Genomic DNA, 20,834 nt, shown 5'->3' on the forward strand with positions numbered 1-20,834 from the left:
CACCATACGGTGACTTTCTTATTCTTTCTCGTCGATCACTAAACGAACTTTTTTATCACTTGTTGGAACAGAGTAGACAATCGTTCTGATTGCAGAAATTGTGCGTCCTTTTTTCCCAATGATACGTCCAATATCAGATTTATCCAAATCCAAATGATATTCTAAAAATTCAGGTGTATCAACAATTTTAATTGTCAAGCTATCAGGCTGTGAAATCAAAGGTTTCACAATCGCAATAATGAGATTTTCAATCATGTCCATAAGTGTTCTCGCTTACTGTTCTTATTTAGAGAATTTTTGCTCGTGGAATTTCTTCAATACGCCAGCGTTTGAAAGAAGGGCACGAACTGTATCAGATGGTTGTGCACCTTTTGCCAACCACTCAAGTACACGCTCTTCTTTAAGAGTTACTGAGTTTTCAGCCAAAAGTGGGTTGTATGTACCAACTGTTTCGATGAAACGACCATCGCGTGGAGCGCGTGAGTCTGCAACGTTAATACGGTAGAAAGGTTTCTTTTTAGAACCCATACGAGTCAAACGGATTTTTACTGCCATTTTAAAATGTTCTCTTTTCTTTAATTTTTTATTCGGTGAAATAGCAGAGCTATTTAGCACATGTTCTATTATAACACACTCTAAGCAGGTGTCAAGAAAAAAACTTGACAGATATTAAAAAAATCCATCCAACTTAAGATTGATTGGAAATAGTATGATTTATTCATATGATTAAAAAGGATTATTTGCTCCTTTTCAGACAAAAAGAAAAACCGCTACTCCGAAGAATAGCGGTTTAATCATGTTTTTAAGCTACTTGAGTAGTTACTCGATTATTTAAGAGTAACTGTTGCATTTCTCTCTAAACCCTTACAAATCAAGGTTTATATATTTAAATTGTATAGTTGGTGGGGTCTTGGTGGGGTCTCAAACCTGATTTAACCAAGTAATTTGTAATATCATTTCCACCTGTTGCTTTCTTGCTCGCATAGATATGCGAGTAGGTATTCAATGTTGTTGCTTTGTCGACTCGACCCGAGCGAGCTGCGACAAATAGAACATCTTTCCCAAGCTCATTTATCATAAATGAATCGTGAGAGTGTCTCAAACCTTTTCCAGTGATTGCAGGAACTCCCACAATTTTTGCTTGCCGTTGTAAAATTCTTGTCAGTGTTGTCTTGTGTAATGGTACTTCCATTCTAGCAAGAACAAAATCAGAATCCTGATTGTTAACTTGAATTTCTCTCCATGCCTCCAATATTTCAGTAGTCATATCATCAAGTTCAATAAACCTCATTCCAGATTCCGTCTTGGTGCGTTCTTTACGAACATAGCTTCCATTGCCCAAATCTTCCAAGGTTGATTGAACATGTAGCAGTTTCTTAGACAAATCAATATCCGACCAAATCAGACTTAATCCTTCTGATACTCGAAGACCTGTCATAAAGTAGAGCCACACTATCATATGTTTGTACCGTCCGTCATAGGTGGTTACATCAAATGAAGAGACAATTTTTTGAAAATCTTCAAATGTCCAAAATTCTGTTTGGCTACGCTCTCCTTTAATATTATCTAATTTCCCACACGGGAAATCATCTATATATTCCAATCGTTCTGCATAGCCCAAAACTTTCTTGAATCGGCTCCATACACCTCTAGCATAGTTCGGAGAAAAATTTTCTTGAAGATAGATTCGGAATCTTTCACAATCCCTGACTGTAATATCAACTAACTTCTTTTTCGGAAACCGTTTCTTGCATAAGTCAAAAGCTGGTTGAGCTGTCCTGTAGGTAGAGCCTTGAACAATTTTGGAATAATAAGGAAGAAAGACCTCGTCCATAAATTCCACAAATGTCAAATCGCATTCTTTTGCTTCAGCAAGTTTATTATACTCAACACGGATTCGACATAGCTCATCAAAAGCCTGTTTTTCAGACTTAAACGGATTTCCGTTCTTATCCTTATAACTTTTAACACGTCTCCGTTTGCCTGTGATTGGGTCTTTTGAAAATTCTGTTTGGTAATAGATATTACCGTTTTTGTCTTTAGAAACACCTTTATATTTATTATTAGCCATTAGCTTCAAGCTCCTTTCCGTTGAAAGGCAACTCAAAGCCCAGCATTTCTTCTACTATATAAGCAGGTGCTAGGTTCAATCTCACATTGTCAAAGGGCGATTGGGTTAATTTTACCATATTATCCGAAGTTGCGCTAGTTTCAATGAATAATTGAACAGCAATTGCCTTTGCTTGTCTAATAATGTCTCTAGCCGTATGTTCTGGAAATCCTAAATTCATTAAATCTTTATGATTAACTGTCTGCTTCTTCATTCTCAAAATCTTCTTTTATATTTTTACTTCTGATTTTACTCTTTATCACTGTCTCTGGACTTGTTTCTTGAAGGAGTTCATTCTGGTCGTTTTCCTTTAGATTATAGATTGAGACTGTAGGGGAAAATTTTTGTGTTTCAATGTCTATCTCCCCTGAAATGAATGCGGGAGTAAAGTCCGCTAAATCTTGGTCTGAGAGATTTAAAAAGTCTACCTCAGGTTGTTTCAATCCACGACTAACAAAATAGCGCGGCTGTTTGTAACCTGTTGGGATTGCCATCAGGTCTTTGGTTATGTACTTGGAAATATAGTTCGCTGTCTTGGCTCGGTCTTGTATGTGAGATACGGTACTAAATCCATTTTTCCAAGTTGGTGCATTGTAAATTTGAAGGCCACCTTTTTTAATGAGCCGATTCGTTTTCGGATTTCTAGCCTCAGCTAGTGGTGGATTAAATCCTTTCGTGATACCGTGGAAATGGATCCGTCCACTCTTATGTAGCTCTGCCACAAAGATGTAGTCGAATTTTCCATACGTTTCACGTTGATACTTGAGCCATGCTCTCAGCCTCTGCTTGGCATAAGGATAATCTCTAGAATCAACTTTTTCATCGTTAAATGTTAGTGTCCAAAAGAGGTCAAAATCATTAGATTGGCAATAGTAACGAATTTTCCGTCTAATTTTCTGTGCTTGCTGGTACTGATAGATTTCTTCCTCGTCTGGGTCTCGGACTTTTGGCTCAATATTTTTTACTGTAGGTGGTCTTGGCTTTTTCTTGATTTTTTGATACTTGATAATCTCCACATGGTCTGGGAATCTTATCCTTTTCGCGTTGTACTCTTCTGACAAGTCATAATGACCCGCCTTTCATATAGTTACTTGTTTTTTTTCAGCCTATCTTGGCTGTCTGTCAAGTAGGACAGCCAAGAATCCTCTAGTTGTTTTGAGTTTCGGAACGGTGCATGCACCGTTCCGATTTCAATACACGTAGGGCGCCTTTGAATGGCAACTGTCTGTCATTATAATAAGGTGTTTTAAAGACTATTGGGTGTTCCAAACCTAAGCCATCTAGGAAGACGACACCCTCATATAATGTACTATCTGCACTAGGCAAATCATTTTTACTAACGTTAAAAATTTCAGTTGCCTGTGATTGGCTGATACGCCCCAAAGCTATCCTAAGTCCAAGTGAATCCCGTGCCTCACTTGGTAAAATGGAAGTCGGTATCATCTGCCCAGATACGATAACAAAGATAGAAGCCTGACGACCCTTGACGATTAAACTCATCAATTTGGCATAAAATTGAGGATACAATCTTTCTGCAGGCTTTCTCAGTTTGTCTTCAGCCTGTATTGTTGTGACCAATGCTAAGTACTCATCAATAACAAGTAGAATTTGTCCCTTATGGAATTTCTCATTGTGTGTCAAGTCTTCCTCGCTATCAACATCAGCTGTTAAATCTTTATATCTCTGATTCATCAGTTCTTCTAGTGTTGAAATCATTGAAAATGCTTCATCCCCTGTCACTGCAACATCTCCGATTATTGACATGGCTTGGCTGAGATAAGCACCTTTACCATCAATGGTAAAGATTTGGTTTTTCTTATTATTGATGAGAAAGGCAAGACTGAGGTACTTTAATAGTGAACTTTTACCAGAACTTGTCGGACCGACTACAAGCCCCATTGGTTGCTTAGTCGTCCAGTTCAATCGCTCTGTTAATCTGATATTCAGTTCCTCAGATTCCTTGAAATCTTCTCGCCCTTTGATATGGAGTGCTTTATCTGGCTGATGAGATTGTATGATTTTGACAAAGCCATCTCCTACATGGTATTGCTCTAAAAACCATTTGTCCCTCGTTTCTTTTACAAAATAGCTAAGTAATGCCTGCGGAATTTCCTCAGCTCTGTATTTTGTAACGTGCCCCCCTTGATAAAGGGTCACAATTGTCATACCTGATTCCAAGTAATACTCCCAACGGATTGACTGAGTGCTATCAATATCAGACTTGTGTTTGCGGAGTATATCGCTTTCTTCAGAAAAATCTTTTAATAAAGTAGCTATTTTCCATTTTTCAAAGGGAGAAAAACGAGAATGTAACCAAATCCAAAGTATGGATAAGACCACTTCAATAGTTAGAATAATAGCTGTGATGTTCATTACTTGCCAGTTGACTTGGGAATTGTTCCAGTAGGAAGTCATCGTAGCAATGAATCCTATTATGAACTGGCCGACTAGGCATATTCCACCTATAAGAAAGACTCGATTTCTCCGTTGCGCTTTCGTTCTGCTGACTTTTATGTGAGTGACCTGCTGATTTCTGATACCAAACAGGCTCAACCATTCTTTTAGTAGTTGTTGTAGAGTCATTAGTGACCCTCATTTCTTCTTTTAACTTAAAACCCACCCCTATCCCGTTAATCCTATAGTTGTTATTTAGCCTGAGTTTGTGCCACCTTGAGCTGGTTGATAATCAGTTTGAGACCACCCCAACTTCCAGAATTTCCACGACTAACCCATTTAAGTGCTACCTCTGATTGTCGCACATCCAGAAGTTTTCCAACCAATTCTTGAACATTGACCTGAGCCATAGTTGCTTTATCAGGAGAGATGAACTCAACAGTAATTGGTGTAATAGTATCCGTTTCGATACCTTGGCTTTTCAGGAGTTGATAGGTTTTGTAGTCAATTCCAGTAATGACAATTTTTGCGATAGAATTCTCTATTGCATTTCCTTGCGCATCTCGTTCTTGGCTAATACGGGCGCCTGTAACAACGATAGCGTCAGGTGCAGAAACTGCAGATACAGGAAAACGAAGTTCTCCAAGTTTTGTTGAATTTAATGAAATTTTACTCATTTTCTATACCTCTAAAATATTCTTCTATTGTCTTCTGTCAATAGTACCAGTTTTGTTGAATGCAAAAAACCAATACTTGAATTTGAGATATTTTCATTTTGGAAAATTCTCTTTTCAATTGTATTGGTTTGCTTACTTATGGTGTGCCTACTAAATTTGAGCTACTAAGAGGGCTGACTATGGTTTGGCTAACTAAGAGGAGCTACAAATCTGATTCACATAAAGGGTTGATTTATTTGATTCACTAATTTTATTTATATAATTAGTATAACATATTTACTTAAATTTGTCAAGGGGGTATGGCAGACATGAAAAAAAGAGGCTGTTTCGCCTCTATAGTTCTATTTAGATTTAGTCAGCTCCTCATACATCTCAAAGAGTCTTGCCACGGTCTCACTTTCGGTCAACCATGTTTTCTTGCCATCGACTTCTTTGGTCATGCCGTAGGCTCTCATAACTGCCTTGTCGTTTTCTTGGTGGGCTTTGACTAGGGCTGGTGGCATAGCTACATCGTCATAGAGGTCAGCTAGGCTATTAGTAGGAAACTGAGCTCTTGCTTCTAAAATGCCTTGAGCAGTTTTTTCAATGGCTTGTCGGTCTTGGTCGAATAAGGTCAGCCACGGGAAGTTATTGTAAACAGCTGGGGTGTAACGATACCTATCTTCTAACCGTCCAGCAACAGTTCGCATCCATGCCATATGCACATTTGAAGTCAAGACACCAAATATGTATAGTGAGGTTTCTGGTATCATATACAATAGGTTGCTAACGATAATATCCTTACTTAAAAGACCTATTGGAATGTATCGTCGGCGTTCAGAAGAAACCTCTGGAACAGCGATATAGTCCACTTCAGGTTGACGGATTTGAGTAAAGAGCTGAGGAGTTAGAGCCTGCTCTTGGACAGACTTGGTCGGGCTTGCCTGCCTCATCTCACGTACAGCTTGAAGCCTCTCTAGAAGTTCAGGCACTTTCCTGATAAGAGCTGGGTCAGCATTCATCAACCAGAAGCAATAACGTTCTTTCTTATTTATCAATTCGTTTGAACCCATATACGGTCGAATAAGTGTAGCAAGCTCTGGATATTTCGCTAGAAGTTCAGCCTTTTCATTGGCCGACAAGATGAGATTACCACCATCTGTCGGCTGACTTCCCTTTGTCATAATTGGCATGACAGGGTTGAGTGGCTTGCCACGAGACTGGATAAAGTAGTTGTCTCCCTTAACCAGATAGGCATTGATATTGTCACAAAACTCTAGTGTATCAGCACCAAACAACAGCTTGTTTTTCTTGGTTTTATAGGCTGAAAAACCAATAATAACAACCGAAACCCCAGCTTTCTCCTTAGCCTCACTTGTCCATTTAAAGGACTGGTAGGCAAACTGGATTTCAACACCCTTGGAAAAGAGGTATTCCCAAAGCGTTCTGACTGCTTCGCCTTGGACTATGGAGTTGGTAGAAACAAATGCTGTTGTGATTTGGGTTCCCTGCATAAGAGTTGTCGCCTTAGCAAACCAAGCCGTTACAAAATCTAATTTTCCATGTTTCTTATGGTCGTTAAAGGCAAGTGCCAATCCCTCTTTTTGTTCCTTGGTTTGCCATTGGTGCCCAACAAACGGCGGATTTCCGATGATGTAGCTGAGTCTGTCTTTATCTACAACCATCTCCCAGTCTGTTGTCAGAGCATTACCGTGGACAATATTGGTATAGGATTTCAAAGGCAGAAAGTCCAGCTCGGCATAGACGATTTCTTTGGTTACTTCAAGCATTTGGCTTTCAGCAATCCAAAGAGCCGTCTTGGCTACTGACACAGCAAAGTCGTTGATTTCTATACCGTAGAACTGATTGAGTTTAACCTTGACCAAGTCCAACTCCTCAACGTCTAGTCTGACCGTATCGCCCATATAGAGTTTGATAGCTTCATTTTCCAAACGACGGAGGGAGATATAGGTTTCTGTCAAGAAGTTTCCAGAACCGCAAGCAGGGTCAAAAAAGGTCAAGGTAGACAGTTTATTTTGAAACTGTTTCGCCTTCTGCTCAACAGTTGACTTTTGCTTAAAAGACTTGATATCATTAAGTTCATCACGCAAATCATCAAGAAAAAGTGGGTCAATGACCTTATGGATATTTTCGATTGAAGTATAGTGCATACCGCCAGAACGACGAGTTTCTGGGTTAAGGGTACTTTCAAAAACTGATCCAAAAATAGTCGGACTAATATCAGACCAGTCAAAATGTGAGCTGGCGTGTTCTAGTATAAGCTCACGCAAGTCTTCCGTAAAGTTGGGGATTTCAATCCCTTTTTCTGAGAACATACCGCCATTAACATAGGGAAAGGCACTCAGTTTATCATCAAGATAGGGGTCACGTTCCTCAATCGGTGTGTCCAGTACCTCAAAAAGCTGAATCAAGCCAGTTCGGAAAAAACGAGGTGGAAATTGAGCCAGATAATCATGGAAAGCCAGCTTATGTCCGAAAAGACCACTATCTTCTGCGTAAAAACAGAATACCAAACGGACAATCAACTGATTAATAGCGTGCAAACTTTCATGACTTTCCGGATTTTTGTATTGTTTCAGAAGACCGTCATAGATTTCTCCAACAATCACACCAGCCTGCATGGAAATAGCCATTTCACGTTCAAGATGTTCATTGGTCTTGTCAATCAAGAACTCCAAACGATAGCTTTCCTCAGCCAAATCTTCCAGTTTGATAACCGTCGCCTCAGCATTGGGCTGTTCCATATCATAAACATAAAATTCTTTGAAATTACAAGTCACAATCCAGCGTGGCCGCTTGGAATAGGGCAAACTTGCCGAATAACGTTGTGCCTGACGAAAAGGCGTTAAGTAGGTACCATCTGACTGTTTGATTGCCTTATTTAGGTCTTTATGTCTTCCTTTCTGCTCAATCAATACATTCGTTTTCTCTATATAACCATCAATAAAACTTGTATGGTCAAGCATAACCTTATCTTCAAAAGTAATATAGGTTGTAGGGTTTTCAATACCATAGACTGACCCTAACAAATCTAGCCAAAAGGACTGACTATCCTGTCGTTCATTACCACGACCAGACCAACGTTTAATAAATTCTTTAGCTTGTTTTTTCTGCTCCCTGATATTCATGATACGCTCCAAACCGTTAATCTCTTAACACTTATTATATCAGATTATAGACAAAAAAAAGAGACCTTTTACAGCCTCTCTTGTTCAAAAACTTATCCTAAAGATTATATACATAATCTTTTTTTCGGGGATTCCCCCGTTCCCTTTTCATTTGTGAATCTTATTCTTATCATCTACCCTAATTAAATATTAACCATTTTTCCCAAATTGTCAAGTTAAATTTCTGTTACAAAAATTCTTAATTCAAAGATGTAGGAGGTTCGGAGCTTGCTCTGATAATAAGGCTTATGTAAATAAGCCGAAAATAAGACCCCACCAAGAGTAATTCTTGGTGGGGTCTTGGTGGGGTTTCTAATGAAACCACCGATTTATAATCGCCTTAGGCAATGCTTAAACCCTGTAATACTGGGCTTCCGCAATCAAATTGCGATACTCTATTATTTAAGAGTAACTGAAGCGCCTGCTTCTTCCAATTTAGCTTTGATTTCTTCAGCTTGAGCTGTTGGAACACCTTCTTTAACAAGTGCTGGTGCACCGTCAACAAGTTCTTTAGCTTCTTTAAGACCAAGACCTGTGATTTCACGTACAACTTTGATAACGCCAACTTTTTTGTCGCCAGCAGATGTCAATTCAACGTCAAATGAGTCTTTAGCTTCTTCAGCAGCAGCACCAGCTGCAGCAACAGCTACAGGAGCAGCTGCAGTTACACCAAATTCTTCTTCGATAGCTTTAACAAGGTCGTTAAGCTCAAGGATAGTAGCTTCTTTAATTTCAGCAATAATGTTTTCAATGTTCAATGCCATTGTGATATTCCTCCAATTTAGGTTTTTTAAATAGTTTGTAGCACTAAGCAGCTACGCTCTGACACATTAAGCTGCGTCTTCTTTTTCTGCAACAGCTTTGACAGCATATGCAACGTTGCGAACTGGCGCTTGAAGTACAGAAAGCAACATAGAAAGCATGCCTTCGCGGTTTGGCAATGTAGCCAGTGCTTCGATTTCTTCTTTAGAAGAAACTTTGCCTTCTACAGCTCCACCTTTGATTTCAAGAGCGTTTGCAGTTTTTGCGAAATCGTAAATCGTTTTAGCTGGAGCAACTGCATCGTTTGAGAATGCAACTGCAGATGGACCTACAAACAATTCTGCAAGACCTTCAAGACCAGCTTGCTCAGCAGCACGACGCAAGATTGAGTTTTTGATAACTTTGTACTCAACTTCTGCACCACGCAAGTTACGACGAAGAACTGTATCTTGTTCTACTGTCAAACCACGAGCGTCTACAACAACGATAGATGTTGCAGCTTTCATTTGCTCAGCAACGGCATTTACTAATTCCGCTTTTTTAGCGATAATAGCTTCACTCATTTTTTTACCTCCGTTTTTATTTTGGGCTAGGCACAAAAAAATCGCACCTAAACCTAGACACGAAAGTACAAACACGTTTATCTCAATAATCGTTTTGTGCCTCGGTAGGATGTTTATGAGTCCAGCTCCCCTACTGTCTTAGGTCAGTTTTTTCAAACCTTAATCATCATAACACAGTATTTCATAGAATGCAAGACTTTTTTATTATTTTTTTTACTTTTTTTCCTGCTAGGCTAAAAACAACTGCCATTCCCTTGAGAATAGCAGTCTTATCTTATTTAATTTTATCTTCCTCATAGTCACCATTTGGACAGACAACTTGTTTACCACCTCCACGGACTTTTTTCTCGACGAGATAGTGGTCACATTTTGGACAGGCACGACCAACCGGCTTATCCCATGAGGTAAATTCACATTCTGGATAACGGTCACAACCATAAAATAAACGATTGCGTTTGCTCTTACGTTCAATGACCTGGCCTTGTTGACAAACTGGACAAGTCACGCCGATTTCTTTGGTAATTTGTTTGGTGTTGCGGCAATCGGGGAAATTGCTACATGCGTAGAATTTTCCAAAACGACCTAGTTTAATAACCATTTCATGTCCACAAACTTCACAATCAAATCCAGCTGGTTCATCTTTAATTTGGATTTTTTCCATCTGGTCTTCAGCTTTAGAAAGTTCCACTTTAAAGGGTTGATAGAAACCATCGATAACCTTCTGCCACTGCTCCTTACCGATTTCAACATCATCTAGTTTTTGCTCCATTTCAGCCGTAAAGGTGACATTGACAATGTCTGGGAAAAATTCGACAATGAGTTTATTGACAATCTCGCCCAACTCTGTCGGTTCAAACCGTTTAGCTGCAAGCTTAACATAATAGCGTTTCTGAATGGTTTCAATGGTTGGAGCATAGGTTGACGGACGCCCTACACCATTTTCTTCCAAAGTCTTAATCAAAGTAGCTTCAGAATAGCGAGCAGGTGGCTGCGTGAAATGTTGTTCAGGATTTGTTGATGTGCGTACAACTGTATCGCCTTGCTCCATATCTGGCAACATCTTATTCTTGTCAGAATCATTATAGACAGCCATGTAACCATCAAATTTAACTTGGCTACCATTGGCAGCAAAAATCACTCCATTTTGACCAAGACGAACACTCATGGTATCAAAGACCGCTGCTGCCATCTGACTAGCCACAAAACGATTCCAAATCAAGGTATAGAGACGAAGTTGGTCCTTATCCAGATACTTGGCAATGGATTCCGGTGTCAATTGAACATTTGAAGGGCGAATGGCTTCGTGGGCATCTTGGGCACCGGTTGCATTCTTGACCTTGCTTCCATGTTTCGAATACTTTTCCCCAAAACGTTCTGTGATAAACTCTGCTGCCTGTGCTTGTGCAACAGGGCTAATACGGGTCGAATCCGTACGCATATAGGTAATCAAACCTTGTGTACCACCTGTACCAAGACTAACCCCTTCATAGAGCTGTTGAGCAACCATCATTGTTTTACGAGTACGGAAGTTGATTTTATTGGCCGCATCCATCTGCATAGTCGAGGTTGTATAAGGAAGTGGTGCATTACGTTTACGTTCCTTACGCTCTACCTGTTCGACCAAGAAATCATCGCTATTTAAACGAGCCAGAATCTCCTTGACCTGTTCATTGTTTTCAACCTTAACTTTTTTCCCATCTAATCCATAAAAGCTAGCTTGAAATTTCTTTGTACCTTTTTTAAAAGTAGCATCAATTGTCCAATATTCCTCTGGTTTGAAATTGTTGATTTCATTTTCACGGTCAATAATCAGCTTGAGGGCAACGGATTGTACTCGCCCTGCTGACAAGCCTTTTTTGACTTTCTTCCAAAGAATGGGTGAGATTGAATATCCAACAATACGGTCTAAAACACGACGAGCCTGTTGGGCATCGACTAAATCATGATTAATAGCACGAGGTTCCTTGAAGGCATTTTTAACGGCATCCTTGGTGATTTCGTTGAAAACAACCCGGTTTTTATCCTTTTCGTCTAGTCCCAAAATATGAGCCAAATGCCAAGAAATCGCTTCTCCTTCACGGTCCGGGTCACTTGCCAGAAAGACTTGTTTGGCATTTTTTGCCTCTTTCTTCAAGGAATTGATAAGCGGACCTTTTCCGCGGATATTGATATATTCAGGTGCGTAGTTGTTATCGAAGTCAATGGACATACTGGATTTTTTCAAATCACGGATATGACCTACTGAAGCAACAACTCGGTAGTTTTTACCTAGATACTTCTCAATGGTCTTTGCCTTTGCAGGCGACTCTACAATAACAAGATTTTTCTTACTTACTGTTTTTTTCTTACTAACTGATTTTGTAGCCATTCTATTTCCTTACAAATATGTTTAACCTCACAAAGAATATACTATTTTTCAGTCAGTGTCAAGATTTTTATTTTCCTATAGGAGAACTTATTTTATAATTGATAGTCTGAAAGGATGTCCAAGCCTGATGTAATGCACTTTGCCCCTTCTTGAATCAAATGATGGCAACCATCTGATTTCCCATCCAAAATGGAACCAGGAATGGCAAATATTTCCCGCCCTTCTTCCAGGGCACGCTCACAAGTAATCAGGCTGCCCGATCGCATTTTTGCCTCGCAGACCACCAGTCCTTCCACCAAACCAGCTATAATGCGATTACGTTCTGGAAAATGGTATTTGAGTGGCTGAGCACCTGGTTCATATTCAGTCAAAACCAAATGATGTTTACCGATGTAGGTCTGTAATTCTCTATTTTCTTTGGGATAAATCTTATCCAAACCTGTTCCAATAACAGCAATGGTTTGTCCACCATTTTTCAGGCTAGCAATATGGGCAGCTGTATCAATTCCTCTAGCCAAACCACTAACAATGACAAAACGATTACTCAATTCCTTGATAATTTTCTGGACAGACTGAATGCCATTTTTGCTGGCATTTCGTGTCCCAACAACTGCTAGCTTGGATTTTTCTAGCAATTCTAAATCCCCTTGATAAAACAAAAGTACAGGTGGATTGTAAATTTGCTTCAATGCTAGTGGATAGACGTCATCCAAAATCGACAAAGAAGGAAACTTGTTAAATTCTTCCCGACAAGATTTGATATCCAAATTCTTATAGTTTTCCATAAATAACACTGGATTTTTACATTCAGACACTACAGCGACATTTCGTAAGGTCAATTTTTTACCATGTAAATCTTGATAGTCCAAAACTTTATTAATATTAAGATTGGTCAGACCTGCTTTTTTCCATTTAAACAATTCAAAATTATTCATTTTCTTCACCTCACTTACTCTATTCGCAAGGCAAAGAAAAAATTCTCCCGAAGAAGAATTATTTTTTAGGTATTTCTTTGATAACACGCGCAGGATTGCCCACTAAAACGACATTATCACCAAAAGACTTGGTCACAACGGAACCAGCACCAACAACCACGTTGTTGCCCAAGGTCACGCCAGGTAAGATTGTCACACCACCACCAGCCCAGAAATTATCACCAATGGTAATAGGATCTCCATATTCCAAACCAGAATTCCGTTCATCAGGATCCAGTGGATGAAGAGGAGTTAGCAACTGTACATTTGGACCAAGCATGGCATTTTTGCCAATGGTGATGGGACAGACATCCAACATGGTACAGTTGAAATTAGCGTAAAAATCCTCTCCGACATGAATATTACTTCCGTAGTCACAGTAGAAATTTGGCTCCATATAGATACGTTGGCCTGTAGTTCCAAACCAGCTCTTCAATTGCTCCGAACGAACCTTACCATCAAGTTCATCGTTAAATCGTTTCATATTTTGACGAGCTAAAATCCGCATCTGAACCAATTCTGGATCACCAGCCTGATAAAACTGACCTGTAATCATTTTTTCTCTTTCTGTCGACATACCCCTACTCCTATTTTTTAATGATTAGATTGATGGCTTGAGCAAGACGCGCTTCTTGTTCTTCAGGGTTTTCAGACGGATGAGCAATACAGTCTTGGACCTTCTGAGCAATGACCATTCCCATCATACTATTGATACTGGAACGAACAGCACTCAACTGAGTTACGATATCAATACATTCCTGATCTTCTTCAATCATTTTCTGAATGCCACGGAGCTGACCTTCGGCCCGTTTCAAACGGTTAATCATCTTTTTCTTATCAGTATTCATACCCTATATGGTACTGCTTGAAGTGAAAATTGTCAATTTTTTACCTTGACATCTCTCGAATTCCTTGATATATTTTAGATACCCCTAAGGGTATAAAGGAGTAACAATGTTTAAACAATTATTTTCAGGAATGTTTTCAAATACTGACAGTCTTCCGATAACTGATGTAAAACAAGCAATAAAATCTACGAATGCTGTTTTGCTAGATGTTCGCGAAGTCGACGAATTTGCTAGTGGTCATATTCCACAAGCCATCAACCAGCCCTTAAGTCAACTTGACCAATTTAAAGGTGACAAAACCAAGAACTATCTGATCATCTGTCAATCTGGCATGCGTAGCCAACGGGCGACAGAATATCTAAAATCTCAAGGCTATCAAGCAATCAACGTTAAAGGCGGTATGAATTGCCTGGACAGGAGGAATAGCATGAAAATAATTATTGTAGGTGGTGTCGCTGCTGGTATGTCAGCAGCTACTCGCTTGCGTCGTCTGATGGAAAATGCTGAAATCATCGTTTTTGAGAAAGGACCCTATGTTTCCTTTGCCAACTGCGGTTTACCTTATTACATTTCTGGAGAAATAGCAGAGCATGACAGTTTATTGCTTCAAACGCCAGAAAGTTTGAAACAACGCTTCAATCTAGATGTCCGCCCCTTCCATGAAGTCATTAGTATTGATACTGAGCAGCAAACTGTAACAGTCAAAACGCCTACTGGTGAGTTGATTGAAAGCTACGACAAACTTATCCTATCACCCGGCGCCAAGCCTGTCATTCCAAATCTATCTGGTATTGAAGAAGCTGAAAATCTTTTTACACTTCGTAATGTACCTGATTTGGACAAGATTATGAATAAACTAGACCAGATCAAGTCTGGTCATGCTGTGGTAATTGGTGCAGGTTTTATCGGTCTAGAGATGGCTGAAAACTTAGCTTTAAAAGGCTTGAAGGTCACTCTTATCGAACAGGCTCCCCATGTTTTGCCAACATTTGACCTAGAGATGGCTCGATATGTGGAAGCAGAGTTAACAAGTAAGGGTGTCAATGTTATCACTGGGCAGTCTGTCACTGCTTTTCATGAAAAAGGACAGGTTCTAGAATTGTCTAATGGACAAACCTTATCATCTGATGTGACCATTCTCTCAGTTGGAGTTGCCCCAGATAGTCAACTGGCTAAAAATGCTGGGATTGAGTTAGGACTACGAGGAGGTATCCTTGTTGACCAAAACTACCAAACTAGTCAGAAGAATATTTATGCTGTTGGTGATGCTATTGTCGTCAAGCAAGAAATTACTGGTCAAGATGCCTTGATTTCACTGGCTTCTCCTGCCAACCGACAAGGCAGACAGGTGGCGGATGTTATCGCTGGACTTGATAGAAAAAACAAAGGTTCTATTGGAACAGCTATCGTTAAAGTCTTTGACCTGGCTGCTGCCTCAACAGGATTGAGCGAAGGTACTGTCCAATCACTCGGATATGAGCATGCCGTCGTTCATACGACTGGAAAAGACCATGCAGGTTATTATCCTGGTGCGTCTGATATTGTTTTAAAACTTATATTCTCTCCAACTGACGGCAAAATTTTCGGTGCCCAGGCAGTCGGTCAAAAAGGAGTAGATAAGCGGATAGACGTCCTTGCCACTGCTATCAAGGCTGGACTAACGATTTTTGATTTGCCAGAGCTAGAATTGACCTACGCCCCGCCATTTGGTTCAGCCAAAGACCCAGTCAATATGATTGGATATGCTGCCATGAACATCGCAGAAGGGATTAGCCAAAACATCCAGTGGCACCAACTAGACGACGAGTTAGCTACTGGTAAAGTTTTATTAGATGTCCGCAATCCTGGTGAAATCACAAACGGGCAGTTCAAGGAATTCATTCATATTCCTTTAGACCAACTCCGTGAGAGAATTGGAGAACTGGATGCTTCAAAAGAATACATTGTCAGCTGCCATAGTGGACTTCGTTCTTATATTGCCGAACGTATCTTGAAAGAAAAGGGTTTTGACGTTAAAAACCTAGACGGAGCCTATTCACTCTATAAGATGGCATTGCCTGAAAATATAATCCATCCATAAGCAACTAACCTTCTGTGATTTTAGATCCAGAAGGTTTTTTCTTGACTTTTAATAAACAATACCTTACAATCTAGTTATCATTACTAGATATGAGAAAGTTGATAATCTATGAAACATTCCATCCCCTACTGGCATGAATTACCTGATTTAGATTTGTATTTGGACCAAGTTCTGCTCTATGTTAATCAAGTAGTCAATTCTCAGGAAATCCTTGAACAGAAGAGTTTATACTCAATGAAAATCAACAGTAGCCTAGGAAACGAAGCCGATGATAGAACTGGGGTTCATCAAGGCAAGTTGACAACGGATAATGTTGATTTTCGAAGAGTATTGACTGCTGCCATGATCAATAACTATGTCAAACACAAGCAGCTCGAAAAACCTGTTAAGAAAAAATACCAGAAGCAGCAAGTGGCGCGCTTGATTGCCCTCACTATCTTAAAAAATGTCTTTTCCATTCAAGAAATCAGTCAGACCTTACAACTTCTTCTCCAATCAAGTCATTCAGAAACACTCTACAACCATTTTGTTGACTGTATGCGAAACGAGGAAAATGAAGAAACGCCTGAAATCATTCACTACGCTTGTCAATCCGTCAAACTCTACTACAAAACCCGTCAACTCACTGTTGAATTAGAAAGGAAATTTCATGAATCCTAGTTTGAAATTAAGTCTAAAACTTTCCTTTGGTGAAGAAGTCGCAAATAGTGTGACACATGCAGTTGGGGCCTTGCTTATGTTAGTCTTGCTTCCCATTACAGCCATTCATTCTTTTCAAGACTATAACGTGACCGCTGTAATCGGCATGTCCATTTTCGTCATCAGCCTTTTCCTCATGTTCCTATCCTCTTCCATCTACCACTCCATGCCCTATGCTTCTACTCACAAGTACATCCTGAGGATTATCGACCATAGCATGATTTACATTGCCATCGCTGGGAGCTACACACCTGTTGCCCTTTCCTTGGTCGGTGGTTGGTTGGGGTATCTAATTGTTGGTCTACAATGGGGATTAACTATTTTTGGTATTCTATACAAAATATTTGCCAAAAAAATCAATGAGAAATTCAGCCTCTTTCTCTATCTCTTTATGGGCTGGTTGGTTGTCTTTATCTTGCCAGCCATTCTTCAAAAGACTGGACTTGTTTTCGGCATTCTTATGCTGGCTGGTGGATTATCTTATACTATTGGAGCCCTCTTCTACGCCAAGAAAAAGCCCTACTTCCACATGATTTGGCATCTCTTTATTCTACTGGCTTCCGCACTACAATATATGGCCATTGTCTATTTTATGCTATAAGAAAACAGCTTCTAGATTGTTCTAGAGGCTGTTTTTACTACATTAAACTAACTATCATACCAAGCAAGTAAAGGACTGACACGATGCCCAAAAATACCAAATGCGCCTTTCGGCTCATGACCACATAACCTACAAATTCACGAATGAAGGCATTAAGGCTAAAGTAAAATTTGGTTTTGGCGCCATAGCCGATACACTTGATTTTCAATTGTCGGGCCAATAGCAGAGCTCTGAAAACGTGATAGTAATTGGTTACAAGGGCAAATCGGCTGCCTGGTTTCATCAAGGCATAGGAGTATTTCAAATTTTCTTCTGTATTGGTCGATTGGTTTTCAATAATGATATCTCCCGCAGGGATACCCTGTTCCATAGCATAATTTGCCATTGCCTGTCCTTCTGCTATGATTTCATCAGGACCTTGTCCGCCTGACATGATGAGCTTGCTGCCAGGATGTTTCTGGTAAACCGCTATGCCTTTGTCAATCCTCGAAGCCAAAAGTGGCGTCACCTTGTCACCAATCAAACCAGCTCCAAGAACCACCACATAATCAAGTTTTCCAGGGAAAAGATTGACCGTCGCTCCCGGAAATAAAGAAGAGCAAACAATCCGATGGAAGCTAATAAAAGCCAGAAAAATACCGTCACGACGATTTCCCTCCTGCTAGCATTGACTTGATGGGCTCAAAGGTCTTTCGGTGAATGGATGTGATACCTAGCTTGTTCAAGCCTTCCAAATGCTCTGCTGTTCCGTAACCTGCATTCTTGCCAAAACCATAGCCAGAAAACTCCTTGTCATAGTCCGCCATCATCTTGTCCCGCGTCACCTTGGCAACGATTGAGGCTGCTGCGATAGACAGGCTATTGGCATCTCCCTTGATGATGGAAGTTTGCGGTATGGGCGTATCCAACTTCATGGCATCGATGAGCAGGTGGTCAGGTTTCTGGCTTAATTTACCCAAAGCCTCCAGCATGGCTAACTTGGTTGCCTCGTAGATGTTGACCCGATCGATGACAGCTGCATCTTTTATTCCCACACCGACTGCCACCGCCCGCTCCATGACCTCTTGGTAGATGGCTTCATGCTTGGACTTAGGGATTTTCTTGGAGTCGTTGAGGTGGCGGATTTTACAACCCTTGGGCAAGATTACCGCCGCTGCCACTACAGGACCTGCTAGAGGCCCTCGGCCGACTTCGTCGATACCAGCGATGAACTCCACCCCATTTTCATAAAGGGCTTTTTCGTAAGATAGCATAGCTTCTAAGCGGGCATCTTCTGCCGCTTCTTTTTCCAGCTCCTTTTGGCGTTTCTTAATAGCAGCCTGAACCCATGCTCGCTCATCCTGAGATAGTTGGTCCCAGACTGGACTGTCCAGACTGTCTACCTGGGCCAGCAGAGCAGTCACTTCCTTAATCGTTGCCATCTAAGTCACTCACCTTGTCCAATGTATAAGTACCCAAGCGACCGTCCCGAACCTCCTTGACAAAGAGATTGTAAAAACGGTCATAATCATCACGGAAACCTAGTTTTCTTGTCCAGTCCATGATGAGTTCAGGCGTTTCCTGCTCCAAATCCATACCCTTAAACCGCTCTTCTAGGCGTTCTGGATAGTTTGCCTTGAAATAGTCCAGACCAAAAATGGTCACTTCATCCATTGGCAAGAGTTGGTCCTTGATAGCCCCAGTCAGAGCCAACTTGAGACCGACTTCTTGGTCTTCAAACTTAGGCCAGAGAATCCCTGGTGTATCAAGGATTTCGAGGTCTTTGTTGGACTTGAGCCACTGTTGGCCTTTGGTTACACCTGGTTTGTTACCGACAACGGCAATCTTCTTCCCAGCCAGACGGTTCATGAGGGTGGATTTGCCTGCATTTGGAATACCGATAATCATGGTCCGCAAGGTTTCTTTTTGAATACCTCTCTCTCGGAGGCGTTCAATCTTGTCTTTCATCAGACTCTTGGCTGCGTCGGTCACCTTTTTCACCGTCGCTTGTTCCTTTGAGTTGATTGCAAGGGTGCGAATTCCTTGACCTTCAAAGTAGCTCTGCCATTCTTTTGTACGAACAGGATCTGCCAAATCAACCTTATTTAAAATCATAAGCTTGGGCTTATCACCAACAATTTTGGTCAACATGGGGTTTTGGCTGGATAGGGGCAGACGGGCATCGACCAAAATAGTCACGAAATCAACGTGCTTGATATTCTCCTGTACCTGCCTGCGAGCCTTGGACATGTGGCCCGGAAACCATTGAATTGTTGCCATGGGATTAAAACTCCTTTACTTTGGGCTTTTATGAGCCTAACTTGATATTTTTTATAAGAATTGGGCAGTTATTGGGCAAAATCAAGCTTATTAAAATAAGTTGTGATTGCTTGAACTGATTTTTCTTGAGTCCCAACTTCAAGATGTGTATATCCATTAGTTGTCTCTACTTCAACGTGTCCAACTCTTAATTGAATTTCTTTTAATGGTACATCATTATTATTTCTCAAAGCTGAAATATGAATATGACGGAAACTGTGTGGTACAACGTTTTTGTTCCATTTAAAACCATACCGAGCTTCACAGTTTTTTCGTAAATCTTTATTGATTCGTGTCAGAATAGCTCGAAAACTTTGCGAGGTGATTGGTGAACCATACTCTGTCTTAAAAAGATAATCATTTTCCCAAAATGCCTCGGATGGATGGGTTGTCATATGTGTTTGAAAATCTTTATTACGAATGGAAACTCGTTGAACTGCCTCCATAACAAAATCTGGAAGTAAGATTGTCCGCTCACCAGCCGTAGTTTTTGTTGAATCATCATAAAAATCTTCAACTTTCAGGTCATGCGATTGTAGTGACTTTGAAATTTCAACACTTTGTTTATCAAAATCAAAATCTGTCTCACGCAACGCAGAGGCTTCTCCAATTCGACAGCCTGAACCTACCAGAAAAATTGCTAGATCAAAGTAATTTTTATTCCTTCGCTTATTTAGTTCTGAAAACAGAACTTGGACTTCTGCTTCTGTCAAAAACTTTGCTTCTTTACGTTCTTTGCGTTCTTTCTTATCTGAAATTGAAGCATAAAGTTTAATAACTCTGGATGGAGAATAGGGAATAACAGAATGCAGGACTGCATAATCAAAAATTTTATTCAAGGTTGATTTAATATGTTGCATCGTTGAATGACTAGCATTATATTTAACTCGATATTCTTCTAAACTATTTCTTATTAAAAGTGGAGTAATAACTTCTAAAAGTATGTCGTTAGGAAGCATCTCGGAAAGTCTGTTTAATACCAATCTTTCACGTTTAACGGTGTTAGGTTTGACAGTTGTAGACCAAGTTGAAAACCAATGTTCAATTAACTCTCCAAACGTAGTTATTTTTTTCGATTTATATTTTGATTCTAATTCATTGACGATTCTGTCAATTTTGTCCAACAATTCACGTTCTGCTTGTCGAATAGCCTTTGGACTATTCTGTTTAAAGGAAACGGAAGCTCTTTTAATCTTATTTGTAATCGGATCTGTATAACGTTCTATCACAACATAGGTTTCATTTCCATTTTTATCTACTCTCGTTTCTAAATACATATTATTCCTTTCTTTA

The 20,834-nt window shown here is 40.1% G+C and carries 20 protein-coding genes, 1 pseudogene and 1 other annotated feature; of the genes and pseudogenes, 3 read left to right on the forward strand and 18 right to left on the reverse strand.

Features of this window, described 5'->3' with window-relative positions; all coding sequences use genetic code 11:
• Positions 1–18: 18 nt before the first annotated feature.
• The 14 genes from C1G53_RS04900 to C1G53_RS04965 form a co-directional block, all read right to left on the reverse strand.
• A complete protein-coding gene (locus tag C1G53_RS04900) occupies positions 19–261 on the reverse strand; it encodes a KH domain-containing protein (protein WP_002940680.1) in 243 nt (80 codons plus the stop codon).
• 21 nt (positions 262–282) lie between these two features.
• Positions 283–555: a 30S ribosomal protein S16 gene (gene rpsP, locus C1G53_RS04905; protein WP_024392238.1), complete on the reverse strand. Its 273-nt coding sequence runs from the start codon at positions 553–555 to the stop codon at positions 283–285.
• Positions 556–886: 331 nt separating this feature from the next.
• Complete coding sequence (locus C1G53_RS04910) at positions 887–2,071, reverse strand: tyrosine-type recombinase/integrase (protein WP_105111798.1); 1,185 nt, start codon at positions 2,069–2,071, stop codon at positions 887–889.
• Positions 2,064–2,324 carry a DUF3173 family protein gene (locus C1G53_RS04915; protein WP_105111797.1) on the reverse strand — a complete coding sequence of 87 codons (261 nt, stop codon included), beginning with the start codon at positions 2,322–2,324 and terminating at the stop codon, positions 2,064–2,066. Before C1G53_RS04915 ends, C1G53_RS04910 begins: the two co-directional genes overlap by 8 nt.
• Positions 2,305–3,171: a rolling circle replication-associated protein gene (locus C1G53_RS04920; RefSeq protein ID WP_105117897.1), complete on the reverse strand. Its 867-nt coding sequence runs from the start codon at positions 3,169–3,171 to the stop codon at positions 2,305–2,307. Before C1G53_RS04920 ends, C1G53_RS04915 begins: the two co-directional genes overlap by 20 nt.
• 85 nt (positions 3,172–3,256) lie before the next feature.
• Positions 3,257–4,525, reverse strand: coding sequence for an FtsK/SpoIIIE domain-containing protein (locus tag C1G53_RS04925; RefSeq protein ID WP_238139106.1), 1,269 nt, complete (start codon positions 4,523–4,525; stop codon positions 3,257–3,259).
• A gap of 230 nt (positions 4,526–4,755) precedes the next feature.
• Positions 4,756–5,181, reverse strand: a complete 426-nt coding sequence (locus tag C1G53_RS04930) for a hypothetical protein (RefSeq protein WP_105111960.1) — start codon at positions 5,179–5,181, stop codon at positions 4,756–4,758.
• 341 nt (positions 5,182–5,522) lie between these two features.
• On the reverse strand, positions 5,523–8,309 hold the full coding sequence (locus tag C1G53_RS04935) for a DNA methyltransferase (RefSeq protein ID WP_105117899.1): 2,787 nt from the start codon (positions 8,307–8,309) through the stop codon (positions 5,523–5,525).
• A gap of 437 nt (positions 8,310–8,746) precedes the next feature.
• A complete protein-coding gene (gene rplL / locus C1G53_RS04940) occupies positions 8,747–9,112 on the reverse strand; it encodes a 50S ribosomal protein L7/L12 (protein WP_105117900.1) in 366 nt (121 codons plus the stop codon).
• 66 nt (positions 9,113–9,178) lie between these two features.
• Entirely contained in the window at positions 9,179–9,673 is a 495-nt protein-coding gene (gene rplJ, locus C1G53_RS04945) for a 50S ribosomal protein L10 (RefSeq protein WP_105117901.1), read from the reverse strand.
• 26 nt (positions 9,674–9,699) lie between these two features.
• Positions 9,700–9,834 (reverse strand) — a sequence feature (ribosomal protein L10 leader region).
• Positions 9,835–9,947: 113 nt separating this feature from the next.
• A complete protein-coding gene (gene topA, locus C1G53_RS04950; protein ID WP_105117902.1) occupies positions 9,948–12,041 on the reverse strand; it encodes a type I DNA topoisomerase in 2,094 nt (697 codons plus the stop codon).
• A gap of 92 nt (positions 12,042–12,133) precedes the next feature.
• Positions 12,134–12,976, reverse strand: a complete 843-nt coding sequence (gene dprA / locus C1G53_RS04955; protein ID WP_105117903.1) for a DNA-processing protein DprA — start codon at positions 12,974–12,976, stop codon at positions 12,134–12,136.
• A gap of 58 nt (positions 12,977–13,034) precedes the next feature.
• Entirely contained in the window at positions 13,035–13,592 is a 558-nt protein-coding gene (locus tag C1G53_RS04960; RefSeq protein ID WP_105117904.1) for a sugar O-acetyltransferase, read from the reverse strand.
• A gap of 10 nt (positions 13,593–13,602) precedes the next feature.
• Positions 13,603–13,863: a metal-sensitive transcriptional regulator gene (locus tag C1G53_RS04965; protein WP_023370330.1), complete on the reverse strand. Its 261-nt coding sequence runs from the start codon at positions 13,861–13,863 to the stop codon at positions 13,603–13,605.
• A 106-nt stretch (positions 13,864–13,969) separates the two neighbouring features.
• On the opposite strand from C1G53_RS04965, the gene C1G53_RS04975 reads away from it, so the two are divergent.
• From C1G53_RS04975 to trhA, 3 genes are all read left to right on the forward strand, one after another.
• Positions 13,970–15,943 (forward strand): FAD-dependent oxidoreductase, encoded by a 1,974-nt coding sequence (locus C1G53_RS04975; protein WP_161941375.1) that lies wholly within the window; start codon positions 13,970–13,972, stop codon positions 15,941–15,943.
• Between the two features lie 108 nt (positions 15,944–16,051).
• Positions 16,052–16,603 carry a DUF1836 domain-containing protein gene (locus C1G53_RS04980; protein ID WP_105117906.1) on the forward strand — a complete coding sequence of 184 codons (552 nt, stop codon included), beginning with the start codon at positions 16,052–16,054 and terminating at the stop codon, positions 16,601–16,603.
• Positions 16,593–17,243 carry a PAQR family membrane homeostasis protein TrhA gene (gene trhA, locus C1G53_RS04985; protein WP_105117907.1) on the forward strand — a complete coding sequence of 217 codons (651 nt, stop codon included), beginning with the start codon at positions 16,593–16,595 and terminating at the stop codon, positions 17,241–17,243. Before C1G53_RS04980 ends, trhA begins: the two co-directional genes overlap by 11 nt.
• 37 nt (positions 17,244–17,280) lie before the next feature.
• Here the strand turns inward: trhA and C1G53_RS04990 are convergent.
• The 4 genes and pseudogenes from C1G53_RS04990 to C1G53_RS05005 form a co-directional block, all read right to left on the reverse strand.
• Positions 17,281–17,817: pseudogene (locus C1G53_RS04990) on the reverse strand (YdcF family protein); the annotation flags it as partial.
• A gap of 67 nt (positions 17,818–17,884) precedes the next feature.
• Positions 17,885–18,664 carry a ribonuclease HII gene (locus tag C1G53_RS04995; RefSeq protein WP_105117908.1) on the reverse strand — a complete coding sequence of 260 codons (780 nt, stop codon included), beginning with the start codon at positions 18,662–18,664 and terminating at the stop codon, positions 17,885–17,887.
• Complete coding sequence (gene ylqF / locus C1G53_RS05000) at positions 18,651–19,502, reverse strand: ribosome biogenesis GTPase YlqF (RefSeq protein ID WP_105117909.1); 852 nt, start codon at positions 19,500–19,502, stop codon at positions 18,651–18,653. Before ylqF ends, C1G53_RS04995 begins: the two co-directional genes overlap by 14 nt.
• Positions 19,503–19,570: 68 nt before the next feature.
• Complete coding sequence (locus C1G53_RS05005) at positions 19,571–20,818, reverse strand: tyrosine-type recombinase/integrase (protein ID WP_044678221.1); 1,248 nt, start codon at positions 20,816–20,818, stop codon at positions 19,571–19,573.
• Between the last annotated feature and the right edge of the window lie 16 nt (positions 20,819–20,834).

This window comes from Streptococcus suis, assembly GCF_002960445.1.
GTDB lineage: Bacteria > Bacillota > Bacilli > Lactobacillales > Streptococcaceae > Streptococcus > Streptococcus hyiners.

What these genes read in the sequence shown, in the direction of transcription:
- C1G53_RS04910 (WP_105111798.1), bottom strand. Translation starts at nt 2,071, where the DNA reads ATGGCTAATAATAAATATAAAGGTGTTTCTAAAGACAAAAACGGTAAT.
- C1G53_RS04980 (WP_105117906.1), top strand. Translation starts at nt 16,052, where the DNA reads ATGAAACATTCCATCCCCTACTGGCATGAATTACCTGATTTAGATTTG.
- C1G53_RS04995 (WP_105117908.1), bottom strand. Translation starts at nt 18,664, where the DNA reads ATGGCAACGATTAAGGAAGTGACTGCTCTGCTGGCCCAGGTAGACAGT.
- rpsP (WP_024392238.1), bottom strand. Translation starts at nt 555, where the DNA reads ATGGCAGTAAAAATCCGTTTGACTCGTATGGGTTCTAAAAAGAAACCT.
- rplJ (WP_105117901.1), bottom strand. Translation starts at nt 9,673, where the DNA reads ATGAGTGAAGCTATTATCGCTAAAAAAGCGGAATTAGTAAATGCCGTT.
- dprA (WP_105117903.1), bottom strand. Translation starts at nt 12,976, where the DNA reads ATGAATAATTTTGAATTGTTTAAATGGAAAAAAGCAGGTCTGACCAAT.
- C1G53_RS04965 (WP_023370330.1), bottom strand. Translation starts at nt 13,863, where the DNA reads ATGAATACTGATAAGAAAAAGATGATTAACCGTTTGAAACGGGCCGAA.
- C1G53_RS04960 (WP_105117904.1), bottom strand. Translation starts at nt 13,592, where the DNA reads ATGTCGACAGAAAGAGAAAAAATGATTACAGGTCAGTTTTATCAGGCT.
- C1G53_RS04935 (WP_105117899.1), bottom strand. Translation starts at nt 8,309, where the DNA reads ATGAATATCAGGGAGCAGAAAAAACAAGCTAAAGAATTTATTAAACGT.
- C1G53_RS04975 (WP_161941375.1), top strand. Translation starts at nt 13,970, where the DNA reads ATGTTTAAACAATTATTTTCAGGAATGTTTTCAAATACTGACAGTCTT.
- C1G53_RS04900 (WP_002940680.1), bottom strand. Translation starts at nt 261, where the DNA reads ATGGACATGATTGAAAATCTCATTATTGCGATTGTGAAACCTTTGATT.
- rplL (WP_105117900.1), bottom strand. Translation starts at nt 9,112, where the DNA reads ATGGCATTGAACATTGAAAACATTATTGCTGAAATTAAAGAAGCTACT.
- C1G53_RS05005 (WP_044678221.1), bottom strand. Translation starts at nt 20,818, where the DNA reads ATGTATTTAGAAACGAGAGTAGATAAAAATGGAAATGAAACCTATGTT.
- C1G53_RS04930 (WP_105111960.1), bottom strand. Translation starts at nt 5,181, where the DNA reads ATGAGTAAAATTTCATTAAATTCAACAAAACTTGGAGAACTTCGTTTT.
- C1G53_RS04925 (WP_238139106.1), bottom strand. Translation starts at nt 4,525, where the DNA reads ATGACTTCCTACTGGAACAATTCCCAAGTCAACTGGCAAGTAATGAAC.
- trhA (WP_105117907.1), top strand. Translation starts at nt 16,593, where the DNA reads ATGAATCCTAGTTTGAAATTAAGTCTAAAACTTTCCTTTGGTGAAGAA.
- ylqF (WP_105117909.1), bottom strand. Translation starts at nt 19,502, where the DNA reads ATGGCAACAATTCAATGGTTTCCGGGCCACATGTCCAAGGCTCGCAGG.
- topA (WP_105117902.1), bottom strand. Translation starts at nt 12,041, where the DNA reads ATGGCTACAAAATCAGTTAGTAAGAAAAAAACAGTAAGTAAGAAAAAT.
- C1G53_RS04915 (WP_105111797.1), bottom strand. Translation starts at nt 2,324, where the DNA reads ATGAAGAAGCAGACAGTTAATCATAAAGATTTAATGAATTTAGGATTT.